This is a genomic window from Mesorhizobium sp. AR10 (assembly GCF_024746795.1).
Lineage (GTDB): Bacteria > Pseudomonadota > Alphaproteobacteria > Rhizobiales > Rhizobiaceae > Mesorhizobium.
In genome coordinates this window covers 1,232,177-1,247,817 of record NZ_CP080524.1, presented here as the reverse complement: position 1 = coordinate 1,247,817, position 15,641 = coordinate 1,232,177, and the positions used below count along the sequence as shown (strand labels likewise).

General features: G+C 62.9%; 16 protein-coding genes and 1 pseudogene. 4 read left to right on the top strand and 13 right to left on the bottom strand.

Going from position 1 to position 15,641, the window contains the following annotated elements; translation table 11 throughout:
* Positions 1–248 precede the first annotated feature (248 nt).
* Both LHFGNBLO_RS09495 and LHFGNBLO_RS09490 read left to right on the top strand, forming a co-directional pair.
* Entirely contained in the window at positions 249–1,451 is a 1,203-nt protein-coding gene (locus LHFGNBLO_RS09495) for a glycosyltransferase (protein WP_258606164.1), read from the top strand.
* Positions 1,448–3,184 carry a carbamoyltransferase gene (locus tag LHFGNBLO_RS09490; protein WP_258606162.1) on the top strand — a complete coding sequence of 579 codons (1,737 nt, stop codon included), beginning with the start codon at positions 1,448–1,450 and terminating at the stop codon, positions 3,182–3,184. Before LHFGNBLO_RS09495 ends, LHFGNBLO_RS09490 begins: the two co-directional genes overlap by 4 nt.
* A gap of 32 nt (positions 3,185–3,216) precedes the next feature.
* Here LHFGNBLO_RS09490 and LHFGNBLO_RS09485 read toward each other — a convergent pair whose 3' ends face one another.
* The 3 genes from LHFGNBLO_RS09485 to LHFGNBLO_RS09475 form a co-directional block, all read right to left on the bottom strand.
* A complete protein-coding gene (locus LHFGNBLO_RS09485; RefSeq protein WP_258606160.1) occupies positions 3,217–4,290 on the bottom strand; it encodes an NAD-dependent epimerase/dehydratase family protein in 1,074 nt (357 codons plus the stop codon).
* Between the two features lie 114 nt (positions 4,291–4,404).
* A complete protein-coding gene (locus LHFGNBLO_RS09480; protein WP_258606153.1) occupies positions 4,405–4,761 on the bottom strand; it encodes a YciI family protein in 357 nt (118 codons plus the stop codon).
* 2 nt (positions 4,762–4,763) lie between these two features.
* Positions 4,764–4,985, bottom strand: coding sequence for a hypothetical protein (locus tag LHFGNBLO_RS09475; RefSeq protein ID WP_258606151.1), 222 nt, complete (start codon positions 4,983–4,985; stop codon positions 4,764–4,766).
* 222 nt (positions 4,986–5,207) lie between these two features.
* Between LHFGNBLO_RS09475 and LHFGNBLO_RS09470 the strand changes: the two genes are divergently transcribed.
* Positions 5,208–5,633: an OsmC family protein gene (locus LHFGNBLO_RS09470; RefSeq protein ID WP_258606149.1), complete on the top strand. Its 426-nt coding sequence runs from the start codon at positions 5,208–5,210 to the stop codon at positions 5,631–5,633.
* A gap of 53 nt (positions 5,634–5,686) precedes the next feature.
* Here the strand turns inward: LHFGNBLO_RS09470 and LHFGNBLO_RS09465 are convergent, their stop codons facing one another.
* The 8 genes and pseudogenes from LHFGNBLO_RS09465 to LHFGNBLO_RS09430 all read right to left on the bottom strand — a co-directional run bounded on the left by LHFGNBLO_RS09465 (position 5,687) and on the right by LHFGNBLO_RS09430 (position 12,306).
* The gene (locus tag LHFGNBLO_RS09465) at positions 5,687–6,316 is read right to left on the bottom strand and encodes a YceH family protein (RefSeq protein WP_258606147.1); all 630 of its coding nucleotides are present in this window, start codon (positions 6,314–6,316) and stop codon (positions 5,687–5,689) included.
* Positions 6,317–6,597: 281 nt separating this feature from the next.
* Positions 6,598–7,582, bottom strand: a pseudogene (locus LHFGNBLO_RS09460) (IS5 family transposase); the annotation flags it as partial.
* Positions 7,583–7,714: 132 nt separating this feature from the next.
* Complete coding sequence (locus LHFGNBLO_RS09455) at positions 7,715–8,494, bottom strand: succinate dehydrogenase iron-sulfur subunit (protein ID WP_258606131.1); 780 nt, start codon at positions 8,492–8,494, stop codon at positions 7,715–7,717.
* Entirely contained in the window at positions 8,495–8,932 is a 438-nt protein-coding gene (locus tag LHFGNBLO_RS09450; RefSeq protein ID WP_258606130.1) for a DUF3052 family protein, read from the bottom strand. It lies immediately after the preceding gene.
* A 1-nt stretch (position 8,933) separates the two neighbouring features.
* On the bottom strand, positions 8,934–10,769 hold the full coding sequence (gene sdhA, locus LHFGNBLO_RS09445; RefSeq protein WP_258606129.1) for a succinate dehydrogenase flavoprotein subunit: 1,836 nt from the start codon (positions 10,767–10,769) through the stop codon (positions 8,934–8,936).
* Between the two features lie 2 nt (positions 10,770–10,771).
* Positions 10,772–11,167, bottom strand: a complete 396-nt coding sequence (gene sdhD, locus LHFGNBLO_RS09440) for a succinate dehydrogenase, hydrophobic membrane anchor protein (RefSeq protein WP_258606127.1) — start codon at positions 11,165–11,167, stop codon at positions 10,772–10,774.
* Positions 11,168–11,169: 2 nt separating this feature from the next.
* Positions 11,170–11,574 carry a succinate dehydrogenase, cytochrome b556 subunit gene (gene sdhC, locus LHFGNBLO_RS09435; RefSeq protein WP_258606125.1) on the bottom strand — a complete coding sequence of 135 codons (405 nt, stop codon included), beginning with the start codon at positions 11,572–11,574 and terminating at the stop codon, positions 11,170–11,172.
* Positions 11,575–11,961: 387 nt separating this feature from the next.
* Positions 11,962–12,306, bottom strand: a complete 345-nt coding sequence (locus LHFGNBLO_RS09430; protein WP_319944218.1) for a hypothetical protein — start codon at positions 12,304–12,306, stop codon at positions 11,962–11,964.
* A 311-nt stretch (positions 12,307–12,617) separates the two neighbouring features.
* Here LHFGNBLO_RS09430 and LHFGNBLO_RS09425 point away from each other — a divergent pair, with 311 nt between their 5' ends.
* Positions 12,618–12,995, top strand: coding sequence for a hypothetical protein (locus LHFGNBLO_RS09425; RefSeq protein ID WP_258609666.1), 378 nt, complete (start codon positions 12,618–12,620; stop codon positions 12,993–12,995).
* A 9-nt stretch (positions 12,996–13,004) separates the two neighbouring features.
* Here LHFGNBLO_RS09425 and LHFGNBLO_RS09420 read toward each other — a convergent pair whose 3' ends face one another.
* Entirely contained in the window at positions 13,005–14,201 is a 1,197-nt protein-coding gene (locus LHFGNBLO_RS09420) for a sensor domain-containing diguanylate cyclase (protein ID WP_258606122.1), read from the bottom strand.
* 76 nt (positions 14,202–14,277) lie between these two features.
* Positions 14,278–15,474, bottom strand: coding sequence for a GGDEF domain-containing protein (locus LHFGNBLO_RS09415; protein ID WP_258606121.1), 1,197 nt, complete (start codon positions 15,472–15,474; stop codon positions 14,278–14,280).
* Between the last annotated feature and the right edge of the window lie 167 nt (positions 15,475–15,641).

The window sequence follows — 15,641 nt, the reverse complement described above, 5'->3', positions numbered from 1 at the left end:
GCCGAGGTCCCCGAATTCGGGGCGACGATAAGGGAACTCGCGGCTTGCTTCAACACGCAAGAGTTGCGTCCTATCAAGAAAATCCGATTCAAACTTGGCGTCTGTTCTGCTGAAAGTGGGGGGCCGCCCGCATGCCACAACCCTGTCGCCGGAAAATTTGCAACACACTTCAACACAGCCCTATGATCTTCGGGACGAGCGGCTGGAAACCAGGTCAGGCGTTACGGACGGAGAGGATATCTTGCAGCATGATCGTTGCCTTCACGACGCCTGCCATGGGGCACACCAAGCCGATGCTGCCCCTGTTGGGCGGACTTGTCGGCAAAGGGCAAAAGGTCGTCTGCTTCGGCCACAAGACATTTGAAAACACGATACGGTCCACCGGGGCGCAGTTCTTGCCCTATCCTGACGTCGACTACGATATCGACGCTCCCGACTTCAATTTGCTGCAGATGGGCGCTGACCTTATTCGTGCCTCGCAGACAATCCATGCAAAGCTGTTGCCTGAGGTCGCGGCCCTGTCACCACGGCTGATCCTGCAGGACTTCATGGCGTTCTGGGCAAGCCGGATCGGCACCGCGCTTGGTATTCCAAGAATCCACACGGTCCCGACCCTCGTCTTCAACCCGGCGACACAGCGCCGGATGCGCCGCGAAGATGGCTACGCAAAGCTGGCGAAAGACGTTCTCTACGGCACGCCTGCCCTTCTGCGCGAAATGGTCAGGTTCAGGTTCGCCGCCTCGTTGCAGGAAGTGTATGGCGTGGAGCGCTCCTGGCGCAGATTGGCGCCGCCGCTGTGTGAACTGGTGTTCTGCCTTAGGGAACTGCAAGTGGGCGACCCCTTGGGCGACGTCCCGCGCCACTATATCGGACCGACGATCAATGAGGGTCGTCGCTTCGAGCCACCCGCCTCGCGGGGCTACGCCCTGATCACATTCGGCACGCTTTCAAACAACGATACCAGGCGTTTCGAAGCAGCCATTCGGGGCGCCTTCCTTGCCGGATATTCGGTCGTCGCCCAGTGCGGCGGAAAGGTGGACCGGCAGCATCTGGAGACCGTCACGAAAGCGCTCGAGGCCGCGCATCGCGGACAGAAGGCAACCGTGTTGGACAGTGTCAGTGACATGGAGGCGCTGATTATCGGTGCCGACGTCGTCATCCATCACGCCGGGATGGCGACGACATGGGAAACGGTCCGCTATTCCAAGCCCGCTCTGTTCATTCCGACCATTGCCGACCAGAAAGTGTTGGCCAGCCAGCTCGAAGAACAGGGTTTCGGGATTCGCCTGCCGCGTGGCCGCGAGTTGGATGCGCGGGCGATCGCCCGCGCTCTCGAGACGGTCAAGAGCCGTGACTATCCCTGGGCCAGGATACACGATCTGCTGGCGAAGGCCGGAGGCGCGCCGGCGGGCGTGAACGTGATCATGGAAGCCTTGGGGACGGGGCGTTGACGATATATCTGGGCTTTTCCTGTTCTCAGCACGATCCCGCGATTGCGGTGGTCGACGACGACGGCGAAGTGCTGTTCGCGCAGGCCAACGAGCGCACCCTGAAGTACAAGCGCGGCTGGCACGCGCCGCCCGACGCCCTTGGCCTGATCGAGCCCATCCTCGACAAATATGTGCATGCGGAACAGGTCTCCGCCAACCTGACGTGGTCGAACACCGCGCTGCGCTCGGTCAAATATCTCGCGCATCTGAGCCGCTGGGGCCTCGCGGCCCTCGAGCGCATGGGCGGGTCCGATCTCGAGGCGAAGCTCGCGCGGGGATGGATTTTTCATCACGGGCTTTACCGTGCGCCCACGTCCGTGGCCGACCTGCTGCTGAACCTCGAACTGCGTCTCACGGAACGGAACGGGTTTCGCAGTCGGCTGAAAAAGAAGGGCTGGAACCATCACCTCTGCCACGCCGCGACCGCCGCTTTTTCGAGCCCTTTCGACGAAGCGCTCTGCGTGGTGATGGACGGCATGGGCGAGGGTTCGAGCACATCCGTCTTTTCGTTTCGCGACGGAAAGCTCAAGCGCCTGGATACGCCCGGCTTCGCGAATCTCGCAAGCCTCGGCATTTTCTACAGCCAGGTCTGCTTTGCCGCTGGATTCGATCCACTGGCCGGCGAGGAATGGAAGCTGATGGGACTTGCCGCCTACGGTAAGCTCGACGCCGAACTTTACCGCCGCATGCGGTCGGCGGTGAAAGTGAATGGCGGACATTTGTCACTCTCGCGAGACTATGCGGCCGTAGTCGGCCACCTGCTGCCGCGTCGCCAGGCCGGTCATCTTGCGAATGCGGACCTGGCGTTTACCGCCCAGAAAGTCTTCGAGGACGTTCTGTTCGAATTCCTGACCATGGCGCACGGGCGCTGGGGAGGGCAAAACTTGATCTTCACCGGTGGCTGCGCGCTGAATTCAAGCGCGAACGGGAAAATCCTGGTATCGACCCCCTATACCAAGTTGCACGTGCCTATGGCGCCCGGCGACGACGGGAACTCTGTGGGGGCTGCCCTTTTGGCTTGGCAGGCGGCGCACCCTGACCAGCGTGTGCCCAGGTTCTCCACGCCTTATCTGGGCTCCGTGCGGACGGAAGAGTCGCTGGAACGGCTTCGCAAATACGGCGTCGAACCGTGCTTGAGCGCCGAGAATTCTGATCAGCTGTCCGAGTTCGTCGCCGGCGAGCTTGCGAGCGGGTCGATCGTCGGTTTCATGCAGGGGCGTGCCGAGTTTGGACCGCGCGCGCTTGGCAACCGCTCGATTTTGGCCGATCCGCGCTCGCCTGACATACGCGACCGGCTGAACGCAGCCGTCAAGTTCCGCGAGGAATTTCGCCCCTTTGCTCCAAGCATTCTGCACGAATTTGGACCAGACTATTTCCAGGATTACGCCGAATCCCCCTACATGGAGCGAACTTTGAAATGGCTGCCGGGGCGAGCGCCGGCCGGAGTGCGCCACGTGGATGACACCGGACGCCTGCAGAGCGTGACTGAGGCGGCCAATCCGCTCTTCCACGGGCTGATCTCGGCATTCTACCGCAAGACCGGCCTGCCAATTCTGCTGAACACCAGCTTCAACGTCATGGGACGCCCCATCATCCATGACACGGAAGACGCTCTCGGCGTGTTCTTCACCTCGGACATCAACCTGTTGGTTCTGGGTGATACGGTCTTCCGGAAGCGTCGGCCAGTGAACTGACCCACCACGCACAACCGGATGGCGGCGATCAATCACCCGCCCCGGATCCAGCGCGGTTTGCCGGCATCATGGATATCCTGAAGCGTGGCCTCGATGTCGTATTGAAGCCTGTAGTTGGGATAATCGGCCTGGAAGGCCGAAATATCGCTGATCCACCAGATATGGTCACCAACACGATTGTGGTCGGAACTGACATAGTTCAGCCTGTTGGCGGAAATCCGTTGGCAAATCTCGATCGCTTCCATCATCGAGCAATTGGCGAAACGGCCTCCGCCGATGTTGTAGACCCGAGCCGGCTTCGGGTCGGACGCAAACTGCCACAGCGCGTTGACAAGATCATGAGCGTGGAGGTTGTCGCGGACCTGTTTGCCCTTGTAGCCGAACACGGTGTAGGGCGCGCCTGTGACGGTGCATTTCATCAAATAGGCGAGGAACCCGTGAAGCTGCGAGCCGGAATGGCCGCCGCCGGTCAGACATCCTCCACGAAAGCAGGCCGTGTTCATCTGGAAATAGCGACCATATTCCTGCACCAGCACATCGGCCGACACCTTCGATGCGCCGAACAGGCTGTGCGTGCATTGGTCGATGCTCATGCTCTCATCGATGCCACGGGCGAAGTACTGGTGACTTTCGTCGATTTCCCAGCGCGTCTCCCGCTCAACCAGCGGCAGGAAATTCGGCGTGTCGCCATAGACCTTGTTCGTTGACATGAAGATGAAGGCAGCCTGTGCGGCATGGCGGCGTGTCGCCTCCAGCATGTTGAGCGTACCGACCGCATTCACCCCGAAATCGGTGAAGGGCTCCTTGACCGCCCAGTCATGCGAAGGCTGCGCCGCTGCATGAATGACGACGACCAGGTCCTGGCCGATTTCGCTGAACAGTTTCTCCAGCGCCTCGAAATCGCGGATGTCGATCGACTGGTGCCGGTAGCGCTTGTGCCTCTTTTCCAGTTCGGCGACGCGCCATTTCGTCGATGCCTCCTCTCCGAAGAAATAGGACCGCATGTCATTGTCGATGCCGACGACATCCAGGCCCTTCTCCAGGAGATACTCGACCGACTCGGAGCCGACCAGCCCGCCAGAACCGGTCACCAGCGCAACGCTCATCTTCCACCTCCAAGACTAACGGTCTTCCCTCAGACTATTTGGTGGCCGCTGCAAGCGACGGCAGCCGACCCGACTGTCAGACCAGCATACCGCCGTAAACAGGATTTCGGCGCATCATGACCCCGGCACGTCGTAGACCGCCCGGACCTCGATGGTGCCGATTTCGGCCAGCGGAATCCCGTCGGCGATCTCCAGTGCTTCGTCGAGATCCTTCGCCTCGATCATGACGAAGCCGAGCAATTGCTCCTTGGTCTCGGCGAAGGGACCGTCGGTGACCAGCCGCTTGCCCTTGCGCCGCCGCACGGTTTTCGACGTCTTCACCGATTGCAGCGCCTGGGCGATGATCAGGAGGCCGCGTTTTTCCAGCGACCTGTCATAGGCCAGCGAATCGGCGTCGAGCTTGGCCGATCCCTCCGGTGTCAGTGCATAGAGGTCTTTTTCCTCGCCGTAGACCAGGCAAACATATTGCATCTCTATCTCCCTTGTTGTGACGAACCATAGGATGCGGCAACGACGGAGTCAGCCGCGCCCTTGACGGTCGCCGCATGGTCGAGAAGGCATGCCGCAATCCCGATGATGGCGACCGCCGCAAGCAGCCGGCCGAGGCCGGAAGGCGGCGGATGCAGCCAGAAGTCTTCGGGCCGCACAGCCCTGCGACCCGGCCTCTTCCAGAGTGCAAAAAACAGGTTGTCCATGTGAACCTCCATCCGCCACGAATGCCGTGGCCGCCCGCAGGACGGTCGGGCCGGATGGAAGCCGACATTTTTGCACGCACATTTTTCAAAGGAATTTCGCCTCTCGCCGCCAACATTACGTGACTGCGCAAACAGCGCGGTGGCCTTCCGGCGCGCTCGCGCTATAGTCGGCAGGAACGCCGCCGCCCGGCCGGCGCAACAGCGACAATCAAGGAGGACTCCATGGACCGCACCGCAAACGCAGTCTGGAAAGGCAATTTGAAAGAGGGCAAGGGCACGCTCGACAGCCAGAGCGGAACACTGAAGGGCACGCCCTATTCATTCAAGGCGCGCTTCGAAGATGAGACCGGCAAATCCGGCACCAATCCGGAAGAGTTGATCGCCGCTGCCCATGCCGGTTGCTTCGCCATGCAGTTCTCGCATTTCCTGGCCGAGAATGGCACGCCAGCCGACCAGGTCGACGCCAAGGCGGTGGTGACGCTGGTTCCCGGAACCGGGATCACCGGCAGTGCCCTTACCGTGGTCGGCAAGGTGCCGGGTATCGATGACGCCAAGTTCCAGGAATTGGCCGAAAAGGCCAAGGCCGGCTGCCCGGTGTCGAAGGCGCTCGGCGCCATCAACGTATCGCTCGACGCCAAGCTTGGTTGAGAACGCCGCATCCCGTGTGAATACACCCGGCGCGCACGGCGGCGCGCCGATCCCTACGCGCCCAGCACGTCTAGGCGGGCGCGTAATGCGGCGACTTCCTGCTCCAGCGCCTCCAATCTCGCTTCCAGGTCGGAAGCGGGCATCGCCGACGCACTCCGTTGCACCGAAAGCGCTGCAACATCCACCGGGCCACTGAGGAGATGCACGTAGCGGTCCTCGCGCTGGCCTGGCCCGCGCGGGATTTCCTGGACGAGCGGCGGCCGGCGGCCGATCAGCATGTCGAGTTCAGCGCGCAGCTCTTCGATCGACGAAAACCGCGCCATCCGCTCGCCCCGAGCCAGCAGTTCATGTGCCGTCTGCGCCCCGCGCAACAACAGCAAGCCGACTAGGGCGCTCTGCGGCGTGGTCAGCGAGAAGCGCTGCGCCATCTGGTGCTCGTAGCGCTCGACACGCGACCCGAACATCTGCCGCACCAGCCCCTTCTGTTCGAGCAGCTTCAGCCCCCGGTGCACCTCGACCTGCTCCAGCGCCATCACCGGCTCGCGCGCCGTTTTCTGGTTGGCGGCGGCATGCGCGGCATTGAGCGTCAGCGGATAGACATCGGGCGTCAGCTCCTTCTTCTCGATCAGGCAGCCGAGCACGCGGGCTTCGGCGGGGGAAAGGATGGGAAGGTCTTCGCTCATTGGGTTGGCTATCCTTTCTGAGGCCGGAGGGACAGCATCCCCTCTGCCCTGCCGGGCATCTCCCCCGCAAGGGGGGAGATCAGTAGCTTCAGCGCTGTCGATCCATTTTCGTAACGTCAGAGATTAGCGAAAGCCGGGATGACGGCCAATCTCTCCCCTTGCGGGCCTGTTGCGTTACTAGGGTGGGAGGGCAAGAGGAGAAGTAAGGGCCAATTCGGAGTGCCCTTCGGCGCGGGCCTGTCGCCGGATGGGTTAGGGTTTGGCGTGTTGGGCGGATTTCGGGCGCAGTGCGGCCCTGGATCAGGTCGCCAGCGTCACCCAGCGGCGCATGTTGAAGGCCATGACGGCGATGAGAACCTGCCCAGCCGCCTTGGCCAAGCCGCGATAGCGGATGGCGCGAAGCCGCATGCGGTTCTTCCATGTGGCAAAGGTGGTCTCGACAGCGAAACGCTGCCGCGCGATCAGCCGGTTGAAGCGCTGCAGGCGCGCCGGCAATTGCGGATGATGCTTGTTGGCCCGCCGCATCAGCCGCGGCTTGATCCCACGCTCCTTCAGCGACAACTCGCGCGCCTTGGTATGATAGGCCGCATCCGCCAACACCGCGCCTTCGTCGCCACAGATGAGATGGTCTGCTTCCACCGTGTCGTTGACGTTGGCCGCCGTCGTCCTCACCCGGCGGATCAGGCCGGACCCCTGGTCGACGCCGACATGCGCCTTGTAGCCATAGGAGGAGCCAGGCTTGCCCTGCCGGCGCGTGAAGCCGGCATCGGGATCGCCAGCCTCTTGCGCCGCTCCACTGGGCGGCCGTGCCGCTGCCGTCTCGATAACGGTGGCGTCGAGCATCGTGCCGCGCCGCAGGATCAGCCCCGCCTTGTCCAGCTGATGGTCCAGTTCGCCGAACAGCTTCTCCAGAAGCCCGGCCTCGACGAGAAGATTGCGAAAGCGGTTGAGCGTGGTGTGGTCGGGCACCGTCTCCTCGAGCGTCAGGCCGACGAAGCGCCGAAACGACAGCCGATCGGCGAGCGCCTCCTCCAACTCGCTGTCCGACAGCCCGTACAAGGACTGCAGAAGCAGTGCCTTGAACATCACCAGCGAACTGTAGGCAGGACGGCCCGGGCCGCCGGGCGAGCGCAGCCGCGCCAGGATCTTCTCGAAGCGATACCACTTCACAAGCGACGACAGCCGGTCCAGCCGCCCGCTCCGACCAAGACCCTGCGGAAGCAGAGCCTCCACAAAACTGAACTGCCCGCTCGGCTTCGTCGTCATCGAACGATCCTCCTGTCAAAAACAGGGAATCACAACCAGCCAATTTTGCAACAGGCCCCTTGCGGGGGAGATGTCCGGAAGGGGGTGGGAAGGATCGCTGCGGACGACAATCTCGTCGGCAATCACCTCTGTTCAGACCCTTCTCTCCACCATCATCTTCTTGATCTCGGCGATCGCCTTGGCCGGGTTCAATCCCTTCGGACAAGTCTGGGCGCAGTTCATGATGGTGTGGCAGCGATAGAGTCGGAACGGATCTTCGAGATTGTCGAGCCGCTCGCCCTTGGCTTCGTCCCGGGAATCGATCAGCCAGCGATAGGCCTGCAGGAGCGTGGCCGGGCCGAGGTAGCGATCGCCGTTCCACCAGTAGCTCGGGCACGAGGTCGAGCAGCAGGCGCACAGGATGCACTCGTACAGCCCGTCGAGCTTCTCGCGGTCCTCATGGCTCTGCAGCCATTCCTTGGCCGGCTGTGGCGATACCGTCTTCAGCCATGGCTCGATCGAGGCGTGCTGGGCGTAGAAATTGGTGAGGTCGGGCACCAGGTCCTTGACCACTTGCATATGCGGCAGCGGGTAGACCTTGACGGCGCCGGAAATGTCGTCGCAGCCCTTGGTGCAGGCCAGCGTGTTCGAGCCGTCGATGTTCATGGCGCAGGATCCGCAAATGCCCTCGCGGCAGGAGCGGCGCAGCGTCAGCGTCGGGTCGATCTTGTTCTTGATGTAGAGCAGCGCGTCGAGCACCATCGGCCCGCAATCGTCCATGTCGACGAAATAGGTGTCGATGCTCGGGTTCTCGTCATCGTCCGGCGACCAGCGATAGATCCGGTATTCGCGCAGGTTGGTCGCGCCTTCCGGCTTCGGCCAGGTTTTGCCGGCCTTGATCTGCGAGTTCTTTGGGAGCGTCAGTTCGACCATTTACCTGCGGTCCTTTCGGATGACGAGCTTCAGCCCGGACCAGATCTCATTCACGGCGGCGACCTTGACGTCGACGAGGTCGAGCTTCAGCGCCTCGTTGCGGATGACGTCTTCGGTGACGTCGGTCGGCACCTTCGATGCCTTCTTGGGCCAAGACACCCAGACCATGCCATCGCGTTTGATCGCCGCTTCGACACCGGCAAGGCGATCCTCGATCTCGGCGCGTTGCCGGGTGAAGGCGTGCACGGCATCATATTTTTCACGAGCGCCCGAAATCTTCGACCAGTCGGCCAGCCGGTCGACCTGGGCGAAATTGGCGGCCCCGGCGAGATCGTCCAGTTCCGCCGGCAAGGCGATGAAGGCGGCAGTCATACCGTCCTTCAGGCCTAGCTTGGCCGGAAGGGGCGTACCGGAATATCCCGCAGCCGCCAGCGCCATCTCAGTACACCCTGGCCTTGGGCGCGATCTTGGCCAGGTTGATGCCACCGTCTTTTTCCGCCAGCAGCGGTTCGGTGTGCACCGGCCGGTAGCTAAGCGTCACCTTGCCGTCTTCGCTCAGCCGCGCCAGCGTGTGCTTGCGCCAGACCGTGTCGTCGCGCGCCGAAAAGTCTTCCCGCGCATGCGCGCCGCGGCTCTCCTTGCGCGCCCCGGCGCCGTAGACCGTGGTGATGGCGTTGGCCATCAGGTTTTCCAGCTCGAGCGTCTCGACCAGATCCGAGTTCCAGATCATCGAGCGATCGAACACCTTGATATCCCTAAGCTCCGTCCAGATTTCCGAAATGCGCTTGCAGCCGTTTTCCAGCGATTCCTGTGTGCGGAACACCGCAGCGTCGTCCTGCATCGCCTTCTGCATCTTCTCGCGCAGCACCGCCGTCGGCGTCGAGCCATTGGCATGACGCAGCCGGTCGAAGCGATCCATGATCTTCTCGACCGAGGCTTCGTTGGGCGAGGGAATCGCCGATGTGCGGTCGATGACCTGCCCGGCCCTTATCGCCGCAGCGCGGCCGAACACCACCAGATCGATCAGCGAGTTCGAACCCAGCCGGTTGGCGCCGTGCACGGAGGCGCAGCCGGCCTCGCCGACCGCCATCAGCCCGGGCGACACGCGGTCGGGGTCCTCTGCGGTGGGATTGAGCACCTCGCCCCAGTAATTGGTCGGCACGCCGCCCATATTGTAGTGGACCGTCGGCAGCACCGGAATCGGCTCCTTGGTCAGGTCGACACCGGCAAAGATCTTCGCCGATTCCGAAATGCCGGGCAGCCGCTCATGCAACACGGCCGGGTCGAGATGGTCTAGATGCAGGAAGATGTGGTCCTTGTTCTTGCCGACGCCGCGACCCTCGCGGATTTCCAGCGTCATGCAGCGCGAGACGACGTCACGCGAGGCAAGGTCCTTGGCCGACGGCGCATAGCGCTCCATGAAGCGCTCGCCCTCTGAGTTGACGAGGTAGCCGCCCTCGCCGCGCGCGCCTTCGGTGATCAGGCAGCCGGCGCCGTAGATACCGGTCGGATGGAACTGCACGAACTCCATGTCCTGCAGCGGAAAGCCGGCGCGTGCGGCCATGCCGCCGCCATCACCGGTGCAGGTGTGCGCCGAAGTGGCCGAGAAATAGGCGCGGCCGTAGCCGCCGGTCGCCAGCACCACCATCTTTGCCGAGAAGCGGTGGATGGTGCCGTCATCGAGATTCCAGGCGACGACGCCGGTGCAGGTGCCGTCCGGCTCCATGATCAGGTCGAGTGCGAAATACTCGATGAAGAACTGCGCGTTGTTCTTCAGCGACTGGCCGTAGAGCGTGTGCAGGATGGCGTGGCCGGTGCGGTCGGCGGCGGCGCAGGTGCGCTGCACCGGCGGGCCGTCGCCATAATTCATCATGTGGCCGCCGAACGGCCGCTGGTAGATCTTGCCCTCTTCGGTGCGCGAGAACGGCACGCCGTAATGCTCGAGCTCGTAGACGGCGGCCGGCGCTTCGCGCACCAGATATTCCATGGCGTCGACATCGCCCAGCCAGTCCGATCCCTTGACGGTGTCGTACATGTGCCACTGCCAGGAATCGGGGCCCATGTTGGACAGCGAGGCGGCAATGCCGCCTTGCGCCGCCACCGTATGCGAGCGCGTCGGGAAGACCTTGGTGATGCAGGCCGTGCGCAAGCCCTGCTCGGCCATGCCCAGCGTGGCGCGCAACCCGGCGCCGCCGGCGCCGACGACGACCACATCGAACTTGTGGTCAACGAAGGTGTAGCCAGCCGTGTTGGCGGTTTTCGCGTCTTTGGCCAAATTCAGCCTCCGAATGCCAGTTTGAGCAGGGCGAAGATCGAGGCGACGCCGACCACTACGGGAAAGAATGTATTGAGCGCAATCAGCGCCAGCTTCATGCCCTCGCCATGCACATAGTCCTCGATGATGACCTGCATGCCGAGCCGCATATGATAGAGCCCGGACAGCAGCACCAGCGCCAGGATCAGCGCCACGAACGGATTGGCAAGGGCGGCGCGCACCTCCTCGTAGCCGGCGCCGTTGAGCGCGACCAGGAAGCCGACGAAGAACAGCGTCAGCGGGATGTTGGCGATCGCCGTCAGGCGCTGGCGCCAGAAATGCTGCGTGCCCTCGCGGGCGGAACCGAGGCCGCGGACCTTGGCCAGCGGCGTGCGCAGGTCGGTGTTGTTGCCGCTCACGATCAAGCCCCCCGCGCCATGTAGCCGACGATCCAGATCAACAGTGTCAGGGCTATCGAACCGGCCAGCGTCGCCCAAGCGATCCTGGAGGCCGTATGCTTTTCGAGACCTGCGCCGGTGTCCCAGACCAGATGGCGTACCCCGCCCAGCATGTGGTGCATCAGCGCCCAGGTGTAGCCGAACAGCGCCAGCCGCCCCAGCCACGAGCCGAATGCCCAGTTGACCCAGTCGAAGGCGCCCTGCGAGCTCGCCGCCGCCATCAGCCACACGGCGACCAGCAGCGTGCCGAAATAGAGTGCCCCACCGGTGATGCGATGGATGATCGACATCGTCATGGTGATCGGCGGCCGATAGACGGTCAGATGCGGCGAAAGCGGTCTTGCGCGGGTGGCTGGTGATTTGCTCATGGCTCCCCCAGTTCGGCGTCTCAGGAGCCCCAGGTGGAAATGCGGCATTGCCGCTTCCGGATGCGACTTCGGACAGGCGGTTTCTAATGCTCTTTTTGCACCGCGTCAAAGCCAGAAAACCGTTTCGAAAACGTAATTTAGTCTGACAAAAGGGCCGCCTTTTGCTTCAATCGATTAGGGCACCGGCTCGAAGCCGGCGCAATGTTCGCTGCATTGCGGTATATCGCCAGGTCCGGGCGCCAGGGTGTGTTGAGATTCAGGTCAGGCCAAGTCGAGAATAGTGGGTTCCGAGAACCGGAACGGAGCGTACATTTGGGTACGCAAGTACCGGAAGCGCAGGAACCCGCTGTTCGCAGGCCGGCCTCACCTGAATATCGACGCACCTAATCAGCGAGTGCAGGTCAGCGGTGTAGCCCCGCCCTTCATCACCAGCGCATCGCGTCCGTCGATCACGATTGCGTCATGCGCTTCGCCGAAGCGGCTTGATTGATTGGCGGGCGAAGCCGGCAGATCCTCGCTGGTGCCATCAGGGCTGAGCACATGCACCGACGTGCCGAGATTCTCGATGGTCATCTTGCCGCCGTCGGCGCAATTGTAGGTCGCGATGCGCGGCTGTGGCGCGCTCACATCGGCGGCGGTGGGGGCAAGCGCGCCGGCGACGCTGTTGCCGGCTTTCGGCGGCTGCGGCACACAGGCTGCGGCAACCAGCAGGGGAACAAGCACAAGCGTCATCCGAAACGTCCGGCGCAACGCCATAGGCTGTCCTCCTGCGCGGCAAACTAGCCGCGATGCTTCGCCAAGATCAAGCTCACCCGACGTCAGGCTCGGGCCAGTTCGGCGTCAGGCCGCGATGGTGCGGGCAAGCATGGCCGAATGATGGCCACCGGGTTTTCCATCCAGTCGGAAATTAACCATGTTTATTAAGAGATTGCCGTCCAGGCCGGCTCCCCTCTTAACAAAGGTTAAGAAAAGGTTAATTTCCGACTCGAAGGCCATGATCCCTGAAGGTAGAAAACATCATGGCCAGGGAAACGGAGGACGCCATGGGTTCGAATTCAGGCACATTGCGCTTGCCGGCGCTCATATTGGCGGCATTGGCTGTCGGTCTTGCCGCACCGGCGCTGGCCGGGTCGCGCCACCACGACCGCGTCTATGCCGATGCCTTCGGCAATCTCGTCATCGACAGCGCCGCCGGCTACAAGCGTATCATCGTCGGCGAGGGCAAGCTGGCCAAGGAAATGTCCGACTACACCAGCGCCGGCCAGCCAGACGTCATCTATGAACCAGACGTGATCTATGAAAACCAATCGGGCAATGTGATCAACCGAGGCTGCTACCAGCCGCCGGTTTTCGTCAAAGGCCGCAGTTATATGTACGGCCTCGCCGACGGCGAGATGCCCAACCTCAGCCCCTGCCGGTAGTCTCCAGGCTTATCCGGCGTTTGCCGCTATCGCCGGACGAAGGCCCGGGCCGGCCGAGACGCGCACGCAATCGCGCCCACTGCCTTTCGCCTGGTAGAGCGCGTCGTCGGCGCGCCGCATCAGGTCGGAAAACCCTTCGCCCGAATGAAGCTCGGCAACTCCAAAGCTGGCAGTGCAGCGGTGGTTCGCCGGCAGGCTGTCGATCGGCAGGGCGCCGAAAGCGCTGCGCGTGCCCTCGGCGAACAGCCGCGCGGCGGCGAGGTTGGTGCCCGGCAGGATGATGGCGAATTCCTCGCCGCCAAGACGGCCGGCAACATGATGGTCGGCGGCGGCTTCGCGCAGGAAACCGGCAAAGGTCTCGATGACACGGTCGCCGGCGGCATGACCGTAACTGTCGTTGATGCCCTTGAAATGGTCGAGATCGGCAATGACCAGTGCGACCGGAACACCCCGGCGCACGGCATCGCGCAGCGCGACTTCCGCATGGCGCTCGAAGCCGCCGCGATTGAGCAGCCGTGAAAGCATGTCCGTCTCCGACTTCGATGTCGCCTCGGCGAGTACGTCGCGAACCAGGATGGCCAGCATCAGGAGCGCCAGCGCCAGGCCCAACACCGTGCCGATCGACTGCGACACCAGCGCGTAGCTGGTCTGCACATAGGACTGCGGATCGGCGCCCCAGCCGCCCAAAGCATGTGCAATGAACGGCTTTGACGCGAACTGCACGGCGCTGGCCGCCAGCACGGCCATCAGAATATGGTCGAGCCGGTCACGCCTTTGCCTGGACGACCAGACGATGCCAAGCCCCGCAAACTGCATGGCGGCATAGGGAAGCTGGTAGGCCATCATGCGGGCAAGCGACTGGCGCGGCAGATCCTGCACGTAATAGACCGCGACGGTGGCGACGGCCAGGAAGAAGAGCATTGGCGGCCAGATCGGCGCCACGCCGTATTTGCGGGCCAACCCGCCATTGAAGGCGATGGTTGCGCCAAGGAAGACGGCAAAGGCGGCGACAACGACTGGCCGGGCATTGTCGAAAACCGGGATGCTGAATTCGATGGCGAAATAGACCATGCCCAGGGCATAGCCGAACGCCAGCCAGCGAGCCGACACGCGTCCCACATCATAGATCGCGATCGTCATGAAGGCCGCCGCCAGCAGCCCCGCAACAAACAGATTGATCACAAGGATGAAGTTGGCGCTGCCCATGACGCTTTTTCGCACTCCGCGCGGGACAGCAAATCACCGACGGGCGAAAAAGACGTTAACGGGGGCTCTTCGCAGTTCAGCCGACACTGCCAGCTTCGGGTACGAACACCGTCTCCGGTCGCTCGTAGGAGAGGCGCACGCTGTCGCGGCCATTCTTCTTGGCCTTGTAGAGCGCCTCGTCGGCGCGGCGCATCAGCGGCTCCAATCCCTCGTCGCCGGTGCGGGCAGCCACACCGAAACTCGCGGTCACCTTCGTGCCCGGCGGCAGCCCGTCGACGCCGCCTGCCGAATAGAGCGTGCGAATGGCCTCGGCGAACAGCCGTGCCGCGGCAAGGTCGCTCAGCGGCAAAAGCACGGCGAACTCCTCGCCGCCGATGCGTCCGGCAACACCGCGCGCACCTGCACCCGCGCGAAGCTTGGCGGCAAAGTCGGCGATCACCCGGTCGCCCGCCGCATGTCCGTGCACATCGTTGAGCGCCTTGAAATGGTCGAGGTCAGCCAGCACCAGCGCCACCGGGAACCTGGCCGTGGCGCAATGCTGCAAGAGCAGGATGCCACGCTCCTCGAAGCCGCGGCGGTTGAGAAGACCCGACAGGGGGTCGGTATAGGTCTCGGTCTTCAGTGCTTTCATCACGTCGAGCGCGGCTGCCGAGAACAGGCTAAGCGCGATGAGCAGCGACAGCAGCGCATGCGACAGCAGCGCCGTCGTCCAGTAGGACGAGGCATAAAACCCGTCATAGCTGGTGAACGCGCCATGCGCGATGACCACGGCCAGCGTCCGCCCGATGAAATTCAACCCGGACAGCAGCGACAGCACGAACAGGATTTTTTCGGTCGGACCGTTGTTGCGCACCGCGCGCAGTTCGGCGGCGACAAGCAGGCTGAGGCCACCGAAGCCGAAATTTATGGAAAGAATCCGCCATGTCAGATCCGGCTGGACGAACAGGAACCAGCAGAACGCGGCCAGTCCGCCACCTGCCAGGACGCCGATGCCGACATAGGGCACACGCCGACCGTAGCGCGCCACGACCGCGCCGACTAGACAGCAGGCGGCAAAGGTGAAGCATATGTTGGACAGGAGCTTGGTCGGCGCCATGCCGATGGGCAGCGTGAAATACTGCAGCAGGAAGCCGGCGGCGGAAGCGGAATAGCTTGCGGCCAGCACCGCCAGATAGGGGCGATGGCGCTGATAGAACCACAGCACGAGGAACGCCGCGCCGAGCGCCAGCGCGATCGTCGGATTGAGCAGCGCTATGAACAGGCCGGTGTCCAAGGATGGTGACTTCTCTCGTTTCCGTGAGGGAAGGTCTTAAACCGGAAGCCCAAACAAGCAGTTAAGCGAAATCGAATAGAGGCCAGCCGTCAAAGAAAAACCCCGAACCGCTGTGCGGTCCGGGGTTCTGGCATGGGCGCGGACATGGACTACTACAGTCCGGATTA

What these genes read in the sequence shown, in the direction of transcription:
- LHFGNBLO_RS09495 (WP_258606164.1), top strand. Translation starts at nt 249, where the DNA reads ATGATCGTTGCCTTCACGACGCCTGCCATGGGGCACACCAAGCCGATG.
- LHFGNBLO_RS09485 (WP_258606160.1), bottom strand. Translation starts at nt 4,290, where the DNA reads ATGAGCGTTGCGCTGGTGACCGGTTCTGGCGGGCTGGTCGGCTCCGAG.
- LHFGNBLO_RS09480 (WP_258606153.1), bottom strand. Translation starts at nt 4,761, where the DNA reads ATGCAATATGTTTGCCTGGTCTACGGCGAGGAAAAAGACCTCTATGCA.
- LHFGNBLO_RS09475 (WP_258606151.1), bottom strand. Translation starts at nt 4,985, where the DNA reads ATGGACAACCTGTTTTTTGCACTCTGGAAGAGGCCGGGTCGCAGGGCT.
- LHFGNBLO_RS09470 (WP_258606149.1), top strand. Translation starts at nt 5,208, where the DNA reads ATGGACCGCACCGCAAACGCAGTCTGGAAAGGCAATTTGAAAGAGGGC.
- LHFGNBLO_RS09465 (WP_258606147.1), bottom strand. Translation starts at nt 6,316, where the DNA reads ATGAGCGAAGACCTTCCCATCCTTTCCCCCGCCGAAGCCCGCGTGCTC.
- LHFGNBLO_RS09455 (WP_258606131.1), bottom strand. Translation starts at nt 8,494, where the DNA reads ATGGTCGAACTGACGCTCCCAAAGAACTCGCAGATCAAGGCCGGCAAA.
- LHFGNBLO_RS09450 (WP_258606130.1), bottom strand. Translation starts at nt 8,932, where the DNA reads ATGGCGCTGGCGGCTGCGGGATATTCCGGTACGCCCCTTCCGGCCAAG.
- sdhC (WP_258606125.1), bottom strand. Translation starts at nt 11,574, where the DNA reads ATGAGCAAATCACCAGCCACCCGCGCAAGACCGCTTTCGCCGCATCTG.
- LHFGNBLO_RS09430 (WP_319944218.1), bottom strand. Translation starts at nt 12,306, where the DNA reads ATGACGCTTGTGCTTGTTCCCCTGCTGGTTGCCGCAGCCTGTGTGCCG.
- LHFGNBLO_RS09425 (WP_258609666.1), top strand. Translation starts at nt 12,618, where the DNA reads ATGGGTTCGAATTCAGGCACATTGCGCTTGCCGGCGCTCATATTGGCG.
- LHFGNBLO_RS09420 (WP_258606122.1), bottom strand. Translation starts at nt 14,201, where the DNA reads ATGGGCAGCGCCAACTTCATCCTTGTGATCAATCTGTTTGTTGCGGGG.